Annotated in this window: 13 protein-coding genes; 3 read left to right on the top strand and 10 right to left on the bottom strand. The window is 42.1% G+C overall.

The window, feature by feature from the left end; all coding sequences use genetic code 11:
* Positions 1–62: 62 nt before the first annotated feature.
* The 5 genes from CWC29_RS06850 to CWC29_RS06830 all read right to left on the bottom strand — a co-directional run bounded on the left by CWC29_RS06850 (position 63) and on the right by CWC29_RS06830 (position 5,727).
* On the bottom strand, positions 63–1,490 hold the full coding sequence (locus CWC29_RS06850; protein ID WP_128728193.1) for a M1 family aminopeptidase: 1,428 nt from the start codon (positions 1,488–1,490) through the stop codon (positions 63–65).
* Positions 1,491–1,616: 126 nt separating this feature from the next.
* The gene (gene upp / locus CWC29_RS06845; RefSeq protein ID WP_138522186.1) at positions 1,617–2,249 is read right to left on the bottom strand and encodes a uracil phosphoribosyltransferase; all 633 of its coding nucleotides are present in this window, start codon (positions 2,247–2,249) and stop codon (positions 1,617–1,619) included.
* A gap of 12 nt (positions 2,250–2,261) precedes the next feature.
* On the bottom strand, positions 2,262–2,810 hold the full coding sequence (locus CWC29_RS06840) for an NAD(P)H nitroreductase (RefSeq protein WP_128728194.1): 549 nt from the start codon (positions 2,808–2,810) through the stop codon (positions 2,262–2,264).
* A gap of 184 nt (positions 2,811–2,994) precedes the next feature.
* A complete protein-coding gene (locus CWC29_RS06835; RefSeq protein WP_138522188.1) occupies positions 2,995–3,702 on the bottom strand; it encodes an HvfX family Cu-binding RiPP maturation protein in 708 nt (235 codons plus the stop codon).
* Positions 3,703–3,765: 63 nt separating this feature from the next.
* The gene (locus tag CWC29_RS06830; RefSeq protein WP_138522190.1) at positions 3,766–5,727 is read right to left on the bottom strand and encodes an FAD-dependent oxidoreductase; all 1,962 of its coding nucleotides are present in this window, start codon (positions 5,725–5,727) and stop codon (positions 3,766–3,768) included.
* 212 nt (positions 5,728–5,939) lie between these two features.
* Between CWC29_RS06830 and sppA the strand changes: the two genes are divergently transcribed.
* Positions 5,940–7,820, top strand: a complete 1,881-nt coding sequence (gene sppA, locus CWC29_RS06825; protein WP_138522192.1) for a signal peptide peptidase SppA — start codon at positions 5,940–5,942, stop codon at positions 7,818–7,820.
* Between the two features lie 71 nt (positions 7,821–7,891).
* On the top strand, positions 7,892–8,902 hold the full coding sequence (ansA, locus tag CWC29_RS06820) for an asparaginase (protein WP_138522194.1): 1,011 nt from the start codon (positions 7,892–7,894) through the stop codon (positions 8,900–8,902).
* Positions 8,903–8,975: 73 nt separating this feature from the next.
* On the opposite strand, the gene gndA is transcribed toward ansA, so the two are convergent.
* Positions 8,976–10,349, bottom strand: coding sequence for an NADP-dependent phosphogluconate dehydrogenase (gene gndA, locus CWC29_RS06815; protein WP_138522196.1), 1,374 nt, complete (start codon positions 10,347–10,349; stop codon positions 8,976–8,978).
* A 441-nt stretch (positions 10,350–10,790) separates the two neighbouring features.
* Here gndA and pyk point away from each other — a divergent pair, with 441 nt between their 5' ends.
* On the top strand, positions 10,791–12,224 hold the full coding sequence (gene pyk, locus CWC29_RS06810) for a pyruvate kinase (RefSeq protein ID WP_128728200.1): 1,434 nt from the start codon (positions 10,791–10,793) through the stop codon (positions 12,222–12,224).
* A 148-nt stretch (positions 12,225–12,372) separates the two neighbouring features.
* Here the strand turns inward: pyk and CWC29_RS06805 are convergent, their stop codons facing one another.
* From CWC29_RS06805 to CWC29_RS06790, 4 genes are all read right to left on the bottom strand, one after another.
* Positions 12,373–13,197, bottom strand: a complete 825-nt coding sequence (locus tag CWC29_RS06805; RefSeq protein WP_010376983.1) for a LytR/AlgR family response regulator transcription factor — start codon at positions 13,195–13,197, stop codon at positions 12,373–12,375.
* Positions 13,197–14,267 (bottom strand): sensor histidine kinase, encoded by a 1,071-nt coding sequence (locus tag CWC29_RS06800; protein WP_128728402.1) that lies wholly within the window; start codon positions 14,265–14,267, stop codon positions 13,197–13,199. Before CWC29_RS06800 ends, CWC29_RS06805 begins: the two co-directional genes overlap by 1 nt.
* A gap of 173 nt (positions 14,268–14,440) precedes the next feature.
* Complete coding sequence (locus CWC29_RS06795; RefSeq protein ID WP_128728201.1) at positions 14,441–15,997, bottom strand: SulP family inorganic anion transporter; 1,557 nt, start codon at positions 15,995–15,997, stop codon at positions 14,441–14,443.
* Positions 15,998–16,200: 203 nt separating this feature from the next.
* Positions 16,201–16,659 (bottom strand): Lrp/AsnC family transcriptional regulator, encoded by a 459-nt coding sequence (locus CWC29_RS06790; protein WP_010376979.1) that lies wholly within the window; start codon positions 16,657–16,659, stop codon positions 16,201–16,203.
* Positions 16,660–16,750 lie beyond the last annotated feature (91 nt).

The following is a 16,750-nucleotide window of genomic DNA, read 5'->3' as shown; positions in this document are numbered from 1 at the left end:
TTCCTTTCTTTTATAGAAGCCAAAAAGCTGCCTCTTGTGGGTAGCTTTTTTATTTGGATTATTTATATTTTACTACTTCTTATACTCAACGTGATGAAGTTCTCAAAGTTGGTAGCGTCTAAAATATCAAGCGTGAACCTATGGCTATTCACCCAACGAGATAATATCCAATCAATGTTAGGATCTTTCAAATCACGCAGTGCAAGAATAAAGTCGCCTGTTGATGCTCCGCTTTTAACATGTGCTGCATAAAAAGTACGTAGTAAATGAGTAAACCTTTCCTCTCCTAGCTCATGATGCAAAAGCGCAAAAAATAGCGCCCCTACCGAATAGGCATTAAGCCCTGCTTTTCCATACTCTTCAAACGCAGTCGTTAAATATTTAGGCTGTTTAACGAACTGATTTTTTGCTCGTTTTAGTACGTTTGTCATATGCGAGCTTAAAGACACCCTTTTATTCAGCCGTGAATCCGTTAAATACTCTAAAAAGGTAGCCTTACCTTCATTCCAGCGTGGTGAGTAGCTTTCATTCGAACGTGGGTCCCATAGATGACTCAGTTCGTGATACAAACGAGTTACCTCCACAAACCCCTCGCTGTCTTGAATAATTGCGGTAACATCAGCTTGAGCACCAAACCCCTTTGGGATCTCTATAAAGCTAAACTCACCAGTGCTTTGACGTTGACCAAACCAGCTTTCATACAACGTTATGGTTTGTTTTGCCTTTTCCATATAGTCAGTTGCATATTTATTTCCCGGTAACGTAAATAGCTTAAAGCCATCTCCTTTTGTCACGGTATATGGTGCGACCATGAAGTCCATTCTCCATGAGGGTTTCTGGTTTTTGTACGAATAAACCTTTCTTCCTTGATCGGTCTCTGTTACGCCTAGTAAAATTCCACCATTTGCTACCACTAAGCCACTATCGACTTCGATATTAGCGGTGTAGTTATACAGCTTCTGCCAAAAGCGTGACGCGCGATTGACCCTATCATCAGGCACTGTGATGAGCGGATAAGCATATGCGTCCATACGAATAATAGAAAACAAAGGGGTGATGTCATCTTTAATATAAGCCATCCCAGTTTCTACATACCCCTTTATATGGCCAGAATAATTAACAGTAAAAGTTGTTTGTTGATCGGGTTGGAGCGCCTCAGATAACGATAATTTAATATAATTAGACTGAAATAGTGAGTCATCAATATTACTTACTACTCCCTGTGTATAGTTGAGGGACTTACCCGCTTCCGAAGTGATATCGACAACACTAAGCAAGCGATAAAGTCTTAATGGAATTACGCTAGTTGGTGTTGTTCCTTGGTTTTTAACCGTTATCGTTGCGCTGCCAGATAAACGGCTTGTTTGTGTATGTATGTTGAGATCGAGATGATAGTTGGTTGCAAATATTTCTATTTTTTTAATACTGGGGAGCTCGTTTGCTGAAACAGAAATGCAGCTTAGCCACAAAAAAATACGTAGCAAATACATGGTCTATCCTTAATATTATTTTGTTGTTTTAACAAAAATAGAGCGGAAGACGTATTTTTACTACGATATTTTTTTGTATCATTGTTTTAGATCAAAAAACCAAAACCTGTTGATCACTATAACTGTTTAGGCTCTCGTACCAAATATTTTGTCACCGGCGTCGCCTAGACCTGGCACAATATATCCTTTTTCATTTAGATGACTATCCAGTGAAGCGGTATAAATTTCAACATCAGGATGTGCTTCTTCCACCAGTTTGACTCCTTCTGGCGCTGCCACAAGCACAATCGCCCTGATCTCTTTTGAACCTGCTTTTTTTAGCATGTCGATAGTAGCGATCAGTGAGCCACCAGTCGCAAGCATTGGATCAATAACCAAAGCAAGTCTGGCATCAATATTTCCCACCAATTTCTCGAAATAAGGCACAGGCTCAAGCGTTTCTTCGTTACGCTGTAAACCCACAACACTCACTTTAGCCGCTGGGATCAACTGCAATATGCCATCTAGCATTCCCAAACCAGCTCTTAAAATTGGCACCAAGGTGATCTTTTTGCCCGTCAGCCTTTTAACTGTTAACTCGTTACCGTCCCAAGCGGAGATGACCTGATCGCTCAACGTCAAATCTTTTGTTGCTTCGTAAGTGAGTAAGTTGCCAACTTCCGAGACAATTTCGCGAAAGTTTTTAGTTGATATGCACTGCTCGCGTAACAGCCCAAGTTTATGCTGAACTAACGGGTGATCAATTACATGTAATGCCATGACTACGTATCCTTATAAACTGCAAAAGAAATCTTCAGGTTTGTGCCTTGTAGGCTTAGTACACTGTACTGTAGGCGTGCCTAAATAAAGGTAACCAACGATTTCATCTTTTTCATTGAGACCAAGTTGCTTTTTCACTTCAGGGCTCTGGGCAAAGTAGCCAGTTCGCCATACACCCGACAATCCCTGTGCAAAAGCCGCTTGCTGCATAGCAAGTACACTACAGCCTGCACTTTGAATTTGCTCAATACGAGGTACTTTTGGATGTTCTTGATATGGAGATACAGCGATGATCAACATAGGGGCACGCTCTGGCAATTGTCTCGCTCTATCTATTACCCGTTGCTCTTGTTGCTCTTTTACCGCCGCTTGGTAGTAGATCTCGCCCAGTTTTTCGCGACCTTTTTCTTCTACTATAATAAATTTAAACGGTGTTAAACCACCGTGATCAGGCACTTTTAGTGCCGCTTTTTTAATGATTTCTAGCTGAGCTGGGTTGGGTCCAGGAAAAGACAGGTTGCTATCTGACTGGCGTGTTAAGAGTAATTCTATGGCGTCCATTAACTCGTCCCGTGTTGTGCCTTCAAAATGGCCGTGAATTATACTAATTTAACTTAATACTTGCCTCGAAATAGGCTATCTAATTAAGCAAATTGCCGTTACATGGTGACAGTCTACCATTTTACCTTAAATTCGACCACGCAACATCACGGTTTATGGTTGCATCCTTGCTATAACCTATTTTTTATTCGGGAACTAAATCACGTTGTTTTCTTTCGAAACGTAGTCTCAACCAATAATCGACACTGACATAACGTCCACCACCGGTAAAAAATAGCGATAGCAGTAACACAAAGTAAGTTGCTGCAAATTCAATTCCATTGTTCAAAATCACAATATTGCCTTTTTCGTATAGATAACTTGGTTTGCCATTTTCTTCGACAATCTCTTTAATTAAATCCAAACGCTGCTTTGCATCTACACTATTTTTTAAGCTTACTTTTGCTTCGTCAAAGCCAAGCCAATCTAATACTTTAGCCGCGCTAGTATCTGGATTTGTTGGTGTAACCGAAAACCAGCCATGTTCCAAATGAACCGTAGTGGCAGCAACAACCATAGTCACCATGAGCGGAATTGATACTAAGCGTGTAAGCAAGCCGAATAAAATTAACCAACCACCTAAAAACTCCGTCCATGCGGCTAGAAAGGCAAGCAAGTCAGGAAAAGGCAGACCTAAGCCCCATTCACTATTACCAAACCAAGCAACAATATTCGGATCGGCGAGGAGACTTTGCAAAAATGTCGCGTCTGGATTGGTCAAATTCAACTTATTATAACCTGCAATGATCATAACAGGCGCGAGAATAAGTCGCATAAGCAATGGTGCAAGACCAGAAAAATATTGAGATAAATGTTGTAGTTGCCGATACGGCTTTAGTAGGTTGGTAAACATATGCGGTCCATAGTTGATGTTTGAATTATCAGTATAGACCGCAGATTGGGTTGGATTATTTCGTTAGATCTTTCTTGCTACCTGAAGTGCCTCTGCAATCGCTCGCTTAGCATCAATCGCTGCAGCCAGTTTGGCCCCACCGATAACGTGCTGATTCTCAGGAAGTGCCTCTTTATCGAACAAGCTATCGTTGGAAACTTGTCCAATACAAGCAATGACCGTATCTACATCTAACAGTTGTTCTTCACCTGCCACTCTCACAGTCAAACCTTGATTATCAAAGCTTATATATTCGCATTCCGCAATTTGCTGAACATTGTGATGTTTTGCAACAGCTCTGTGGATCCAGCCGGTAGTCTTACCTAAGTCTTTACCAAAACGTCCTTCAGAGCGTTTTAACATATAAATTGGCCTTTGCTCTTGTGATGGTTGCGCTTCACATTCTATTCCCCACTGTGATTTAAAATCAGGAATAGTTTGTTCTCGCTGTTCTGTTAAAAACGCTACCATGTCAAAGCCAATACCACCTGCACCTAAAATGGCAATTTTATTGCCCAGTTCTACTTCACCTTTAATCACTTCGTCATAGGCAAACACACGTTTCCCATCTGCACACTCTATTTTCGACATACGCGGGCTTACACCCGTTGCAAATACCACATCATCAAACGCGTTTGCCATTGTTTCTTCGTATGGTGTATTTAGGCAAAGCTCAACACCTAAGCGATTTATTTCGCTGACATAGTATTTAAGCGTATGTTGGAAGTCTTCTTTACCAGGTATTCGCATCGCTAAATTAAACTGGCCACCTAATTCACTACCTTTATCAATCAACTTAACTTGGTGGCCTTTTTTGGCGAGATAGTAACTTACAGACAACCCAGCAGGTCCTGCCCCAACAACAAGTACTTGTTTTTTCCTTTGAGCGCTCTGAAGTGGATAATCCAATTCAAATCCCGCTTGTGGATTCACCAAACATGTTGCTCGTTTGCCCTTAAATACATGGTCCAAACAACCCTGATTACAGCCGATGCAAATATTGATTTGCTCCGAGCGCTGCTCTTGATATTTATTAAAGAATTCAGGATCAGCCAGTAACGGACGCGCCATAGAAATAAGGTCAGCATCTCCTTTAGCTAAAATGTCATTAGCAAGATCTGGGGTGTTAATCCTATTTACCGCGACAACAGGTATATCAACGGCTTGTTTTAATCTATGTGACGCTTCACGATAGGCACCAGGAGGCACCATCGACGCAATTGTTGGAACACGCGCTTCGTGCCAACCGATTCCGGTGTTAAGAATATCTACACCGGCTGCGACCAAAGCTTTGGCTTGCAGCACTACTTCTTCTGGTGTTGAGCCATTTGGGATTAAGTCCATGACCGACAGACGAAACACGATTATGAACTTATCGCTCACTTTTGCTCTAACCGCTTTTACAATATCTGTTGCCAATCGCATTCTGTTTTCTAAGCTACCACCATACTCATCGGTGCGTTTATTGGTATGACCCGCCATAAACTCATTGATTAAATAACCCTCTGAGCCCATGATCTCCACACCATCGTAGCCTGCTTTTTCGGCCAATTTAGCTGAGTGAGCAAAGTCTTTAATCGTGCCTTTAATAGCACTTACGCTCATTGCTTTTGGTTTATATGGATTAATCGGCGCTTTAATCGCACTTGGTGCGGTGTTGAATGGATGATAAGCGTAGCGCCCTGCATGTAGTAACTGTAGACAAATTTTGCCACCATGCTTATGTACTACATCAGTGTATGCTTTATGTTTAATTACATCGTATAACGAGTTAAAAGAAGAAGAAATTGGTGTCAACTTACCGCGCAAGTTTGGACTGTAGCCTCCGGTTACAATAAGACCTACTCCGCCTTTTGCCCGCTCCTCATAAAATGCAGCGAGTCGCTTTCGGTTATGCCACCCCTCTTCAAGCCCGGTATGCATTGATCCCATTACCAAGCGATTTCGTAAACTGGTATGTTTAAGTTGTAATTCTTGTTCTAACATTTGCCGCCCCACAAAACTGGTCTTACCTGTGAACATTAACGTTTTTTTATTATTTGGCAAGTGTTAAGAAGAAAGAAATTAACGAATTTGGCAGCATTGGCGATATTTCAATCATGAAAATACTTCGTTACGTTTTTCTATTATTCATGAAACTCGCTCTGATATATGATAAACGTATAGAGTTGTATTGAAGTTAAGCATAAGGGATCATTTTGAAATTGATAGCGAATATTTTTAAGGGCATTTGGGCCACACTGAACTTTTCCAGGCGATTGATTCTAAATCTGCTGTTTTTGTTCATTCTTATCGCCATAGTGATAAGCATTGTATCGGACGAAGATCAGGTTAAGGTCGAAAATAAAAGCGTATTACGCTTAAACCTGAACGGTATCATAGTCGAGCAATTGACTTATGTTGATCCTATTGACGCAGCAATGAGCGACGCCTTTGGCGATTCAGAAGAGCCAAGTGAAATTCTATTAGATGATATTATCGATGTTATCAATAGTGCGGCTAAAGACGACCGAATCACAGTGATGTACCTTGATTTACAACGTCTTCATAGCGCCCATCTCGACAAATTACGAGATATTAAAGACGCGCTCTCGCAGTTTAAGGCTGCAGGCAAAAAAATCTACGCTCACGGCGCTTATTACACTCAAGCTCAATATTATCTCGCCTCGATAGCCGATGAAATTTCTTTACATCCATATGGGGGAGTTAATATCACTGGGTTTGGTATGTATCCGCTGTACTTCAAAGAAGCCCTTGATAAGCTGAAAGTTACGCAACATATCTTCCGCGTTGGCACTTACAAATCAGCTGTTGAGCCTTTTATTCGCAGCGACATGTCACCAGAAGCAAAAGAATCAAACCTTGGATGGATCACCCCACTTTGGACACAATACAAAACAGAAGTCGCCGAAAACCGCGGTTTTGATACAGCTAATTTTGATGAAACCTTCGCAGCATTAACCGATAAAATGGAAGCCGCCCAAGGCGATTCAGCAAAATATGCTATCGACAACCAATGGGTCGATGCATTAACGACCAATCAGGCATTTGCACAAAAACTGATCGATGAAGTTGGTCTCGATGCAAAAGGAAAATCTTTTAAACAGGTCTCGTTCAATCAATATCTATCGACAATGCCGCCTAAAGAGTTTGCAGAAAACCCATTTACTGAAAAAGTCGCAGTGGTTGTTGCTAAAGGTCAGATCTCTGATGGCAAGCGTAAAGCGGGTGCTATCGGTGGTGATTCAACAGCTGCATTACTTAAAAAGGCTCGCCTTAACGACAAGGTAAAAGCAGTTGTATTAAGAATTGACTCTGGCGGTGGTAGCATGTTTGCTTCGGAAACCATTCGTAATGAGGTTATTGCATTAAAAGCCGCTGGAAAACCCGTGATAGCATCAATGGGTTCAGTTGCAGCTTCTGGCGGTTATTGGATTGCGGCATCAGCTAATGAAATTTGGGCTTCTCCAAGTACAATTACGGGCTCCATCGGTGTCTTTGGCATGATCATGACCTTTGAAAATGCAGCAAACTCATTAGGAATTTACTCTGATGGTGTTGCGACAACCGAATTGAAAGGTCAATCCCCATTCAGAGGAATAGACGGAGGCTATAAAAACCTTATCCAGATGGGGGTTGAAGATGCCTATGATAAGTTTATTTCCATGGTCGCGACTGAGCGAAATCTTGATAAATCAGCCGTTAATGATGTTGCGCAAGGACGTGTATGGCTAGCAACTCAGGCGCTTGATTTTGGCTTAGTTGATAAGTTAGGTAACAAGAACGATGCCATTGAAGCGGCCGCAAATCTTGCTAATTTAGAGATGTATGATGTTATCACTATTGAACAAACACTCACCGAGCAAGAAAAGCTGATGCAGCAATTATTTGGTGCATCAATGGTGCAAAGCGCCATTAGTGCCCTTGTACCTGAGCAATCGATATTCGCAAAAACTGCACTGAACGCCCTAGACAGCGTTAGTAATACAATCGAAATACAAACTCAAATGTTAGGGCAGCTTAACGATCCTAACCATGTCTATACGCTTTGCTTAGTGTGTAACGTTTCACCTGAGTGAAATCGATTAAGCACTGCAATTGTGGTGCTGTAATTGTTATACTAAGCCCAGATTTTATTCTGGGCTTTTTTATGAAAAGAAAAAAAATATATATCGCCTATACCGGTGGTACCATTGGTATGAAGCAATCCAGTCGCGGTTACGTTCCGGTTGCAGGATATCTAACAGATACGGTGAAAAATAATGCTGAGTTTACTCGCGATGAAATGCCGCTATTTGATATTCATGAATATTGCCCGTTAATTGATTCATCAGATATGTCACCGCATCACTGGCAACTTATCGCAGATGATATTCAATCAAAATATCACGACTATGATGGCTTTGTGGTGCTTCATGGCACAGATACAATGGCCTATACTGCTTCTGCGCTATCCTTCATGTTTGAGAACTTAACTAAACCTGTGATCGTAACAGGCTCTCAAATTCCTTTGTCACAGCTGCGCTCCGATGGTCAAGTGAATCTGTTAAACGCGATGTATTTGGCTGCTAACTACCCTATCGCCGAAGTGAGTTTGTTTTTCAACAATAAACTTTACCGCGGTAACAGAGCAATCAAAGCTCATGCTGATGGCTTCGATGCATTCGCTTCTCCAAACCTTTCGCCACTGGCACAAGCAGGGATCAATATTCAGCTGATCGAAGGGAAGCTAAGCCCTTACGTTGAGCAAAGCTTGCAAGTCACCAAGATCTCACCTCAACCTATCGCGGTAATGCATTTGTATCCAGGGATCTCAACTGAAATCCTTAAGAATCTAATGCGTAGCAAGATGAAAGCATTAATCTTATTGAGCTTCGGTGTTGGTAACGCACCACAAGACGAGCACTTTTTAACTGAGCTTAAAGCAATCAGCGATCGCGGAGTGGTGATTATCAACCTCACCCAATGTATTCAAGGAAAAGTGAATATGGGCGGCTACGCGACAGGAAATGCGTTATTAAACTGTGGTGTGATCAGCGGCTACGATATGACACTAGAAGCGTGCTTAACAAAGCTACACTATTTGTTTAGCCAGCAACTTGAGCTTGAAACAATCCGCCATTTGATGCAAGACAATCTACGCGGTGAGCTAACTCGATAGCGGTAAAATAAAAAAGCCGTGGTATCGTTGCCACGGCTTTTCAATCAGCTCGAACTGCTCCGAACGTCGATTATTATCTAACTTTTGCTTCGATATCGACAAGATCAGTCAGGTGACAAGTTTCACCACTGTGTGTCTTTATACCGTGCTCACCAAAGTAATCACGCTGAGCTTGCACCAAATGCCCATTGCTTGGCGTGCTCAATGTTGCAATATAAGTTTGTGTCGCGCCAAGCACAGGGAAAGACAAACCAGTCGCCACTGCTTTACCTGTAATACTACGTAGCGCAAGTGCTGGTTTCTCTAGTGAATCGATAAATTCAACACCTTCAGCGATATCATCTAAGTAATCAGCTCGGATAATACAGCCGGCGCGCCAAGTTTGTAGCGTTTTATTAAGATCAACTTTCCATTGATGTGCTCGTGACGCGCCCTTAATCAGTGCAAGACCTTGGCGGTAACATAGCAAACTTGCAAAATAGAATGCGTCTTTTAATTCGTCTAAATCAACATCAATTGTTTGCGTTGATTTATTCGCATACGTCATTTCTTTTGCAGCTGGAGTATCGATGGTATTGGTGAGGTGGCGAGCTTGTACCGCAGCGACAAGCGAAGGTACGGCAATTCCAAGCTCTAGTGCGTTTTGCGCCGTCCAAAGGCCAGTGCCCTTAGCCCCGACTTTATTGTCGATAAGATCGACTAAAGACTCACCTTGCTCTGTTTCAAGACTTAAAATGTGGCTAGAAATTGCAAGTAGATAACTATTTAGTTTACCTTCAGACCAAGACTCAAAAATCTCAGCCACTTCTTTAGGAGAGCGACCGGTACCAAGTCGAAGCAATTGATAAAGCTCTGCAATGAGCTGCATCAATGCATACTCAATACCGTTGTGAACCATTTTAACAAAGTGACCGCTGGCAGATTGCCCAACACGCGCGAAACATGATTCATTGTTGTAGCTCGCAGCAACCTTTTCGAACCAAGGCTCGATACGCTCCCAGCCACCTTCAGAACCACTTGCCATCATTGCGGGACCATGACGTGCACCTTCGGCACCGCCAGAGATCCCCATAGTGGCAAACTCAAATTTATTCTGATACTTCAATTTGCGTGCAATACCATCTTTGTAATTACTGTTACCACAGTCAACGATGATATCGTCTTTCTCAACTCCAGCTTCAACCAAATCGCTACAAACTTTATCTACTAGTTCACCTGCTGGAACGAGTAATAAAATCGAGCGAGGAGTCTCTAATCTTCTGATCATATCACCGAGATCAGACACTATGTGTAAGCGCTCCGCCATACCTAACGACTGTGCGCAACTCAATAATTCCGCACCTACTTCGGGGTTCTTGTCGTAAGCGACTAAGGTCATCCCCTTCTCAATTAGATTTAGCGCGAGGTTTTTACCCATCACACCCAAACCAACTAATGCAACCTGCATTTAGTTTCCTCCTCGGTAACATCAAAACTTTATGCGTTCGTGTATGTGCATTATACCTGAGCGACCATGATTGACCAGCGAGACACACAATTCACTGATATCAGAGCGGCCCCCAAATATGGCAGCTAACACAATTCACTGTATAGCAATATAGTGACAGCGGCGCGAATTCACCAATTTTATGATAAATCTCAAATTACCCTCTAAGCTGTAGGGTAAAATATTCGAGATTGACGGCCACTGACACCGGTGTCATAATGATGACATATAGATCATATAACTTAATTAGAGTGTTAAAAAGGGTTTTACATAATTCTTTATGCTCTAATTAGTTAAATCGTGATTTTACAATGTGACATGTATAAAAAAACAGCAATCTTGATTTATTTTTAACACATTCATGAGTTTTTGCTTACCTTGATAAGCTAACAGGAGAATCTGATGCTTAGACGCACAAAAATCGTCGCAACACTGGGGCCAGCGACGGATAGAGATAACAACCTAGAAAAAATCATTCGTGCCGGCACCAACGTAGTCAGACTAAACTTTTCACACGGTGTTGCTCAAGATCATAAAAATAGAGCCGAAGCCGTTCGCGAAATTGCTAAACGCTTAGGCGTAAATGTAGCGATCCTAGCAGATTTACAGGGTCCTAAAATTCGCGTTTCAACATTTAAAGAAGGCAAAGTGTTCCTAGAAGTGGGTGCAAAATTCACGCTCGACGCAAAAATGGAACCAGGCCAAGGTCACGTTGAAGCCGTGGGTATCGACTATAAAGAATTACCGAATGACGTGAAGCAAGGCGATTTACTGTTATTAAACGATGGACTTATTCAGCTTGTTGTTGAAGAAGTACAAGATCACTTGGTTCACACCAGTGTTAAAGTTGGCGGTGTATTGTCGAACAATAAAGGGATCAACCGTTTAGGCGGTGGCTTAACAGCACCTGCATTTACTGACAAAGACAGAGAAGATTTGATCACAGCGACAGAAATTGGCGTGGACTATATTGCAGTTTCGTTCCCTCGCAGTGGTGACGACATGCGCTACGTTAGGGGGCTGGCAGAAAAAGCGGGGTCTAATGCGCAGTTACTTGCAAAAATCGAACGTGCAGAAGCGGTGGAAACCGTAGAAGCGATTGACGATATTGTACTGGCTTCTGATGCGGTGATGGTTGCCCGTGGTGATTTAGGCGTAGAAATTGGCGATGCCGCTCTTGTTGGTAAACAGAAGCAAATTATCAGCCGTGCTCGCTCACTAAATCGTACGGTGATCACTGCCACCCAAATGATGGAGTCAATGATTGACAACCCAATGCCAACTCGTGCTGAAGTTATGGATGTCGCCAACGCAGTGCTAGATGGCACAGATGCGGTAATGCTTTCAGCAGAAACCGCTGCTGGTGATTATCCAGAGCAAACGGTGGCAGCAATGGCACGTGTGTGTTTAGGTGCTGAGTCTCAACCGCAGATCCATATATCTAAACATCGCTTAGACAGCCGTTTTGCTGATACCTGTGAAACTATTGCCTTGTCAGCAATGTACGCAGCAAACCATTTGGACTCAGTAAAAGCGATTGTTGCGCTAACTGAATCAGGTAACACCGCAAAATTAATGTCCCGTATCAGTTCAGGGTTACCTATTTACGCACTGTCTCGTCATCAATCAACACTTGGGCAGGCGTCGCTCTATCGCGGTGTTTATCCAGTGAGATTTGACTCGACACAATGCTCAGACGACTCAACTGTTCGCGAAGCGCTTGATACGCTAGTTGCAGCAGGCTCATTAGAAAAAGGCGACACAGTGATCATCACACACGGTGATAAGATGGAAACTATCGGCGCCAGTAACACGCTGAAAATCGTCACTGTGTAACAGCATTGAACTAGGTAGCCTTGCTGCCTAGTTCATCTCTCCTTAGAATATCCTAAAGTGTACAAGCACATAAAATACACTACGTCACCGTAGGCTAAACACGGTGCAAATCACTTTAGCTCGCGATTGTATTCGCTTTTTCAGTGGATTAGCTTGCGAGTGCGGCCTTTACTTTGTCACGGTAACTACGACTTACTTTAAGCTCTTGACCATTCTCAAGCACCAATAAATACTCACCACTGCTTTGTGTAACTAGTTTACTGATCTGCTTAGTATTTACGATTGCAGAGCGATGAACACGTACAAATAACGTTGGATCTAATTCTTGCTCTAGATCTTTCATTGTTTTACGTAAAATATGAGTCTGACCATCGCTACAATGTAAGCACATGTAGTCACCAGCTGCATCAATCCACTGAATTGACGATGTAGATACTCGAATAATCTCACCCTGCTCTTTTACCGCTAAAGACTCTGGGAATTTTTTATCTTCAATTGTATCTCCTGTTGCAAGTTTTTTTAGGATTTCTTCACAGTTGTTACCAGTGATCCCTGCAACAAAGCTGGCTAGCTTTTTCTTATGCGCATTGTCTTGTTGTGTTTTTAAATAGCTTTGCACTTTCTCCACCGCCTGTTTTAATCTGTTGTCATCAACGGGTTTTAAGATGTAATCAAGCGCATGGATCTCAAATGCCTTTACAGCATATTGATCAAACGCAGTTACAAATACGATAGCAGGCAATGGTTTAACACTTTCACTTAACGCTCTCGCTACTTCAAAACCGTTCATGTTCGGCATTTGAATATCGAGAAAGACCAGATCTATATCCTCAGATTTGCATAGATCGATTGCTTGTTGACCACTGCCACACAATTCTACAACTTCGATTTCAGAAAAATCTCTTAATCTTACCGCTAGTCCTTTTCTCGCTAACGGCTCATCATCTACGATTAGTGTTCTAATTTTGCTCATTACTTCTTCGCCCTTTCATATGGAACGCGAATGTTTACCTTCAACCCTGATGGCTCATTATCCGAGAGCACAAATGAATAGTTATTTTCGTACAAGGTTTTTAAACGGTCTTTGGTATTCGCTAAACCCACTCCCTGTGCACTTTTCAGTTGCCCATCTTCTAGCTCGGCGCCAGGACCATTGTCTCCTACTTCCAAGAGTAGTTCATTGGCAAACACCTGCGCTTTTATTTCAATTTTGCCGCCATGCTCTATATGGGCAATTGCGTATTTAATACTATTTTCAATGAGTGGCTGTAAAATCAAGCTTGGTACTAACGCCTGCTCTGCTTCTTCTGTCACATCAAGCTCAATGGATAAGCGTTCATCAAAACGGACTTTCTCAATTTCTAAGTACAACTTTAACGCGTGTAGCTCTTGCTCAAGCGGTACCTTTTTTATCGGATCTGTATTTAATGTATGACGCAAGAAATCACTGAGCCTTGAAACCATTTGATTCGCATCTTTGTTTTCTTCAACCAATATAAGCGTCGAAATTGCATTAAGAGTGTTGAATAGAAAATGCGGATTTAGCTGATAGCGTAACATTTTTAATTGCGCTTCATGGGCCATAGTATTGGCTTTCAATGCCTTTTGACGCTCGCTCTGCAACAACTGATAATACTTAATACCAAAATACAACCCGCTCCAGCAAAGTATAATATAGACAGAATCTAATCCCTGCTGTAAGTAATAAAACCATTCATCCGGCCGATACCCGTGACGATATATCTCCCAATGATTGAATTTCTGCACTACCGCCCATAATGTCCCAGTAACATATGACGCCGTAAACACAGCGAATATCAACACCAAGGGCGTTGCATTCCAAATTTTACGATAGAGGTAGCGTAGCGGTACGGTCATCAAGCAACCTGCATAGGCATTTAACGCGATGACAAATACATAAATGTCACGCATTTCAAAGACTTTTGAGCCAATATAGTTAACTAACGCGTAGCCTAACCAACCAGCTATTTGTAATACCCAGAAAAATCTCTGCCTGTTATCAACCAGTGATTGCCACTTCAAAATGATCATACCTCTTCTATCTTAACTGGATTATATCTCAGCATGTCGTCTCTATTCACTGCCGGTGGTCTCAGTTTTTACACACCTTGCCGCAAATAAAAAAGGCACCTTAGTGCCTTTTTTTGAAATAAATTAACCCGTTAATTTATATTCATCGATTCAAACTATCGCTATTAAGCTAGTTTGTCAGATGCCACTTTATAAGTCGGATCTGCTTGTCCGTCTAGTTCAACTAAATCTTTAGCTTTACTTAGCAATACTTTGCAATCATGGCTTAAATGGCGAAGATGTAGCGTTTTACCAGTCTTTTTATAACGTTCAGCCAACGCATCTATCGCTTCAATTGCACTGTGATCGGCTACACGACTGTGTTTAAACTCAACAATAACATCGTCCGGGTCATTGTTAACATCAAATAGTTCGGCAAAATTTTTCACCGATCCAAAAAATAGTGGTCCGTGTAATTCGTATACTTTTGAGCCTTGCTCGTCAATATAGTTATTAGTGTATATGTGTTTCGCATGCTCCCACGCAAATACAAGCGCAGAAACGATGACACCAACGCAAACCGCTATAGCCAAGTCCGTGAGAACGGTGACACCCGATACCAAGACAATTACAAAAGCATCTGATTTAGGGATCTTTCTAATTAATCTAAAGCTTGACCACTCAAAAGTTCCTAATACCACCATAAACATCACACCGACTAACGCAGCAAGTGGGATCATCTCGATAAGGCTTGCTGCAAACAGAATAAATACAAGTAGTAATAATGCAGCTGTGATACCTGACAAACGGCTACGACCACCAGAATTAATATTGATCATTGATTGCCCAATCATCGCACAGCCCCCCATCGCACCGAATACGCCACAAGTTACGTTCGCTGCGCCTTGGCCAATACATTCGCGGTTACTGTGACCACGTGTTTCGGTGATTTCGTCGATTAACGTGAGGGTTAATAAAGATTCAATCAAACCAATCGCGGCTAGGATAAGCGCATACGGGAAAATGATTTTAAATGTTTCAAATGTCCAAGGTACTTCTGGAATATGGAAAGCAGGAAAACCACCGGCAATCGTTGCATCTGCGTTACCTGACATATCTTTCAGATAATCGAGCACATTACGAGCATCCAGATCTAAACCAATAACAATGCCGGTTACCACTAAAATTGCCGCAAGGCTAGATGGAACTGCAGTTGTTAGCTTCGGCAAAAAGTGAATGATGGCCATAGTCAATGCTACCAAACCCACCATCACATAAAGAGTTTCTCCTTGCATCCAAGTCAACTCACCTTCACCATTAAGTACTTTAAACTGACCAAGTTGTGCAAGAAAGATAACGATGGCTAAACCATTCACAAAGCCTAGCATAACAGGATGCGGCACCATGCGGATAAACTTACCCAGCCTAAATATACCTGCTAGGATCTGTAAAAAGCCCATAAGTAAAACAGTCGCGAAGAGGTACTCAACACCATGATCAATGACGAGACTCACCATTACTACGGCTAATGCGCCAGTTGCGCCGGATATCATACCCGGTCTACCACCAAAGATTGAGGTCACAAGACCGACAATAAATGCCGCATATAAACCAACTAACGGATCTACTTGTGCGACAAAAGCGAAAGCCACAGCCTCTGGCACAAGTGCCAAAGCAACTGTCAGCCCAGACAGTACATCGTTTTTAGCAGAGCTAGGCGCTTTGCTGATAAGATTAAACATCAATATCCTCTGGTGTGAATTGACTATGAACACAAAGGCGGCGGATTTTAGCAAAAAGCAGCGCCTTTAACAAATAAGATACAAGCTTGTTTTGAAAACTCATTTCTATACTCGGCTTGGTAAAGAAGCCACTATTTTAGTATAGAACAATGGAGAAAAGATGACGGGACGCCCTACCCAACGGAGCAGGGCAACAGGTTGTATTAAAGAGGTAAAGAAGTACTACGCTTAACGCACGTCATTGTAACATTTGAGTGTACTTCTTGAACGAACTCTAAATTAAGTAAGTTGTCGCGAACAAATTGCTCATAGCCTTCAATGCCTTTCGAAATAATACGCAGCATAAAGTCCATTGTACCTGCCATAGAGTAACATTCTGTCACTTCATCATAGCTTAGGATCAGTTTTTCAAATTCAGCGAGATTGTTACGGCCATGATTTGAGAGTCTAACATGCGCATAAACCAACATATCAAACCCGAGCTTTTTCTCATCTAGCAATGCAACTTTGCCTTTAATGTAGCCATCTTGCTCTAATTTAGCGATGCGACGCCAACAAGGTGACTGAGATAGCCCCACTTTATCAGCGATTTCTGCGGTAGAAAGACTTGCGTCTTGCTGTAACAATGCCAGAATCTGGCGATCTACTTGGTTTAATGACATATCAATTCTAGTTTAATTAGCACATCAGTCAGTTAACCGATGCTGATTGTTATTCCCTGAAGCATAGTAGGTAAAAATGCACATCACTACT

The organism is Pseudoalteromonas galatheae, assembly GCF_005886105.2.
In the GTDB taxonomy this organism is placed as follows: Bacteria; Pseudomonadota; Gammaproteobacteria; order Enterobacterales; family Alteromonadaceae; genus Pseudoalteromonas; species Pseudoalteromonas galatheae.
The sequence above is the reverse complement of the archived record's forward strand: the minus strand, read 5'-3'. Positions and strand labels throughout refer to the sequence as shown.

Coding starts and splice junctions, on each gene's coding strand:
- CWC29_RS06850 (WP_128728193.1), bottom strand. CDS start 1,490: ATGTATTTGCTACGTATTTTTTTGTGGCTAAGCTGCATTTCTGTTTCA.
- upp (WP_138522186.1), bottom strand. CDS start 2,249: ATGGCATTACATGTAATTGATCACCCGTTAGTTCAGCATAAACTTGGG.
- CWC29_RS06840 (WP_128728194.1), bottom strand. CDS start 2,810: ATGGACGCCATAGAATTACTCTTAACACGCCAGTCAGATAGCAACCTG.
- CWC29_RS06835 (WP_138522188.1), bottom strand. CDS start 3,702: ATGTTTACCAACCTACTAAAGCCGTATCGGCAACTACAACATTTATCT.
- CWC29_RS06830 (WP_138522190.1), bottom strand. CDS start 5,727: ATGTTAGAACAAGAATTACAACTTAAACATACCAGTTTACGAAATCGC.
- ansA (WP_138522194.1), top strand. CDS start 7,892: ATGAAAAGAAAAAAAATATATATCGCCTATACCGGTGGTACCATTGGT.
- gndA (WP_138522196.1), bottom strand. CDS start 10,349: ATGCAGGTTGCATTAGTTGGTTTGGGTGTGATGGGTAAAAACCTCGCG.
- pyk (WP_128728200.1), top strand. CDS start 10,791: ATGCTTAGACGCACAAAAATCGTCGCAACACTGGGGCCAGCGACGGAT.
- CWC29_RS06805 (WP_010376983.1), bottom strand. CDS start 13,197: ATGAGCAAAATTAGAACACTAATCGTAGATGATGAGCCGTTAGCGAGA.
- CWC29_RS06795 (WP_128728201.1), bottom strand. CDS start 15,997: ATGTTTAATCTTATCAGCAAAGCGCCTAGCTCTGCTAAAAACGATGTA.
- CWC29_RS06790 (WP_010376979.1), bottom strand. CDS start 16,659: ATGTCATTAAACCAAGTAGATCGCCAGATTCTGGCATTGTTACAGCAA.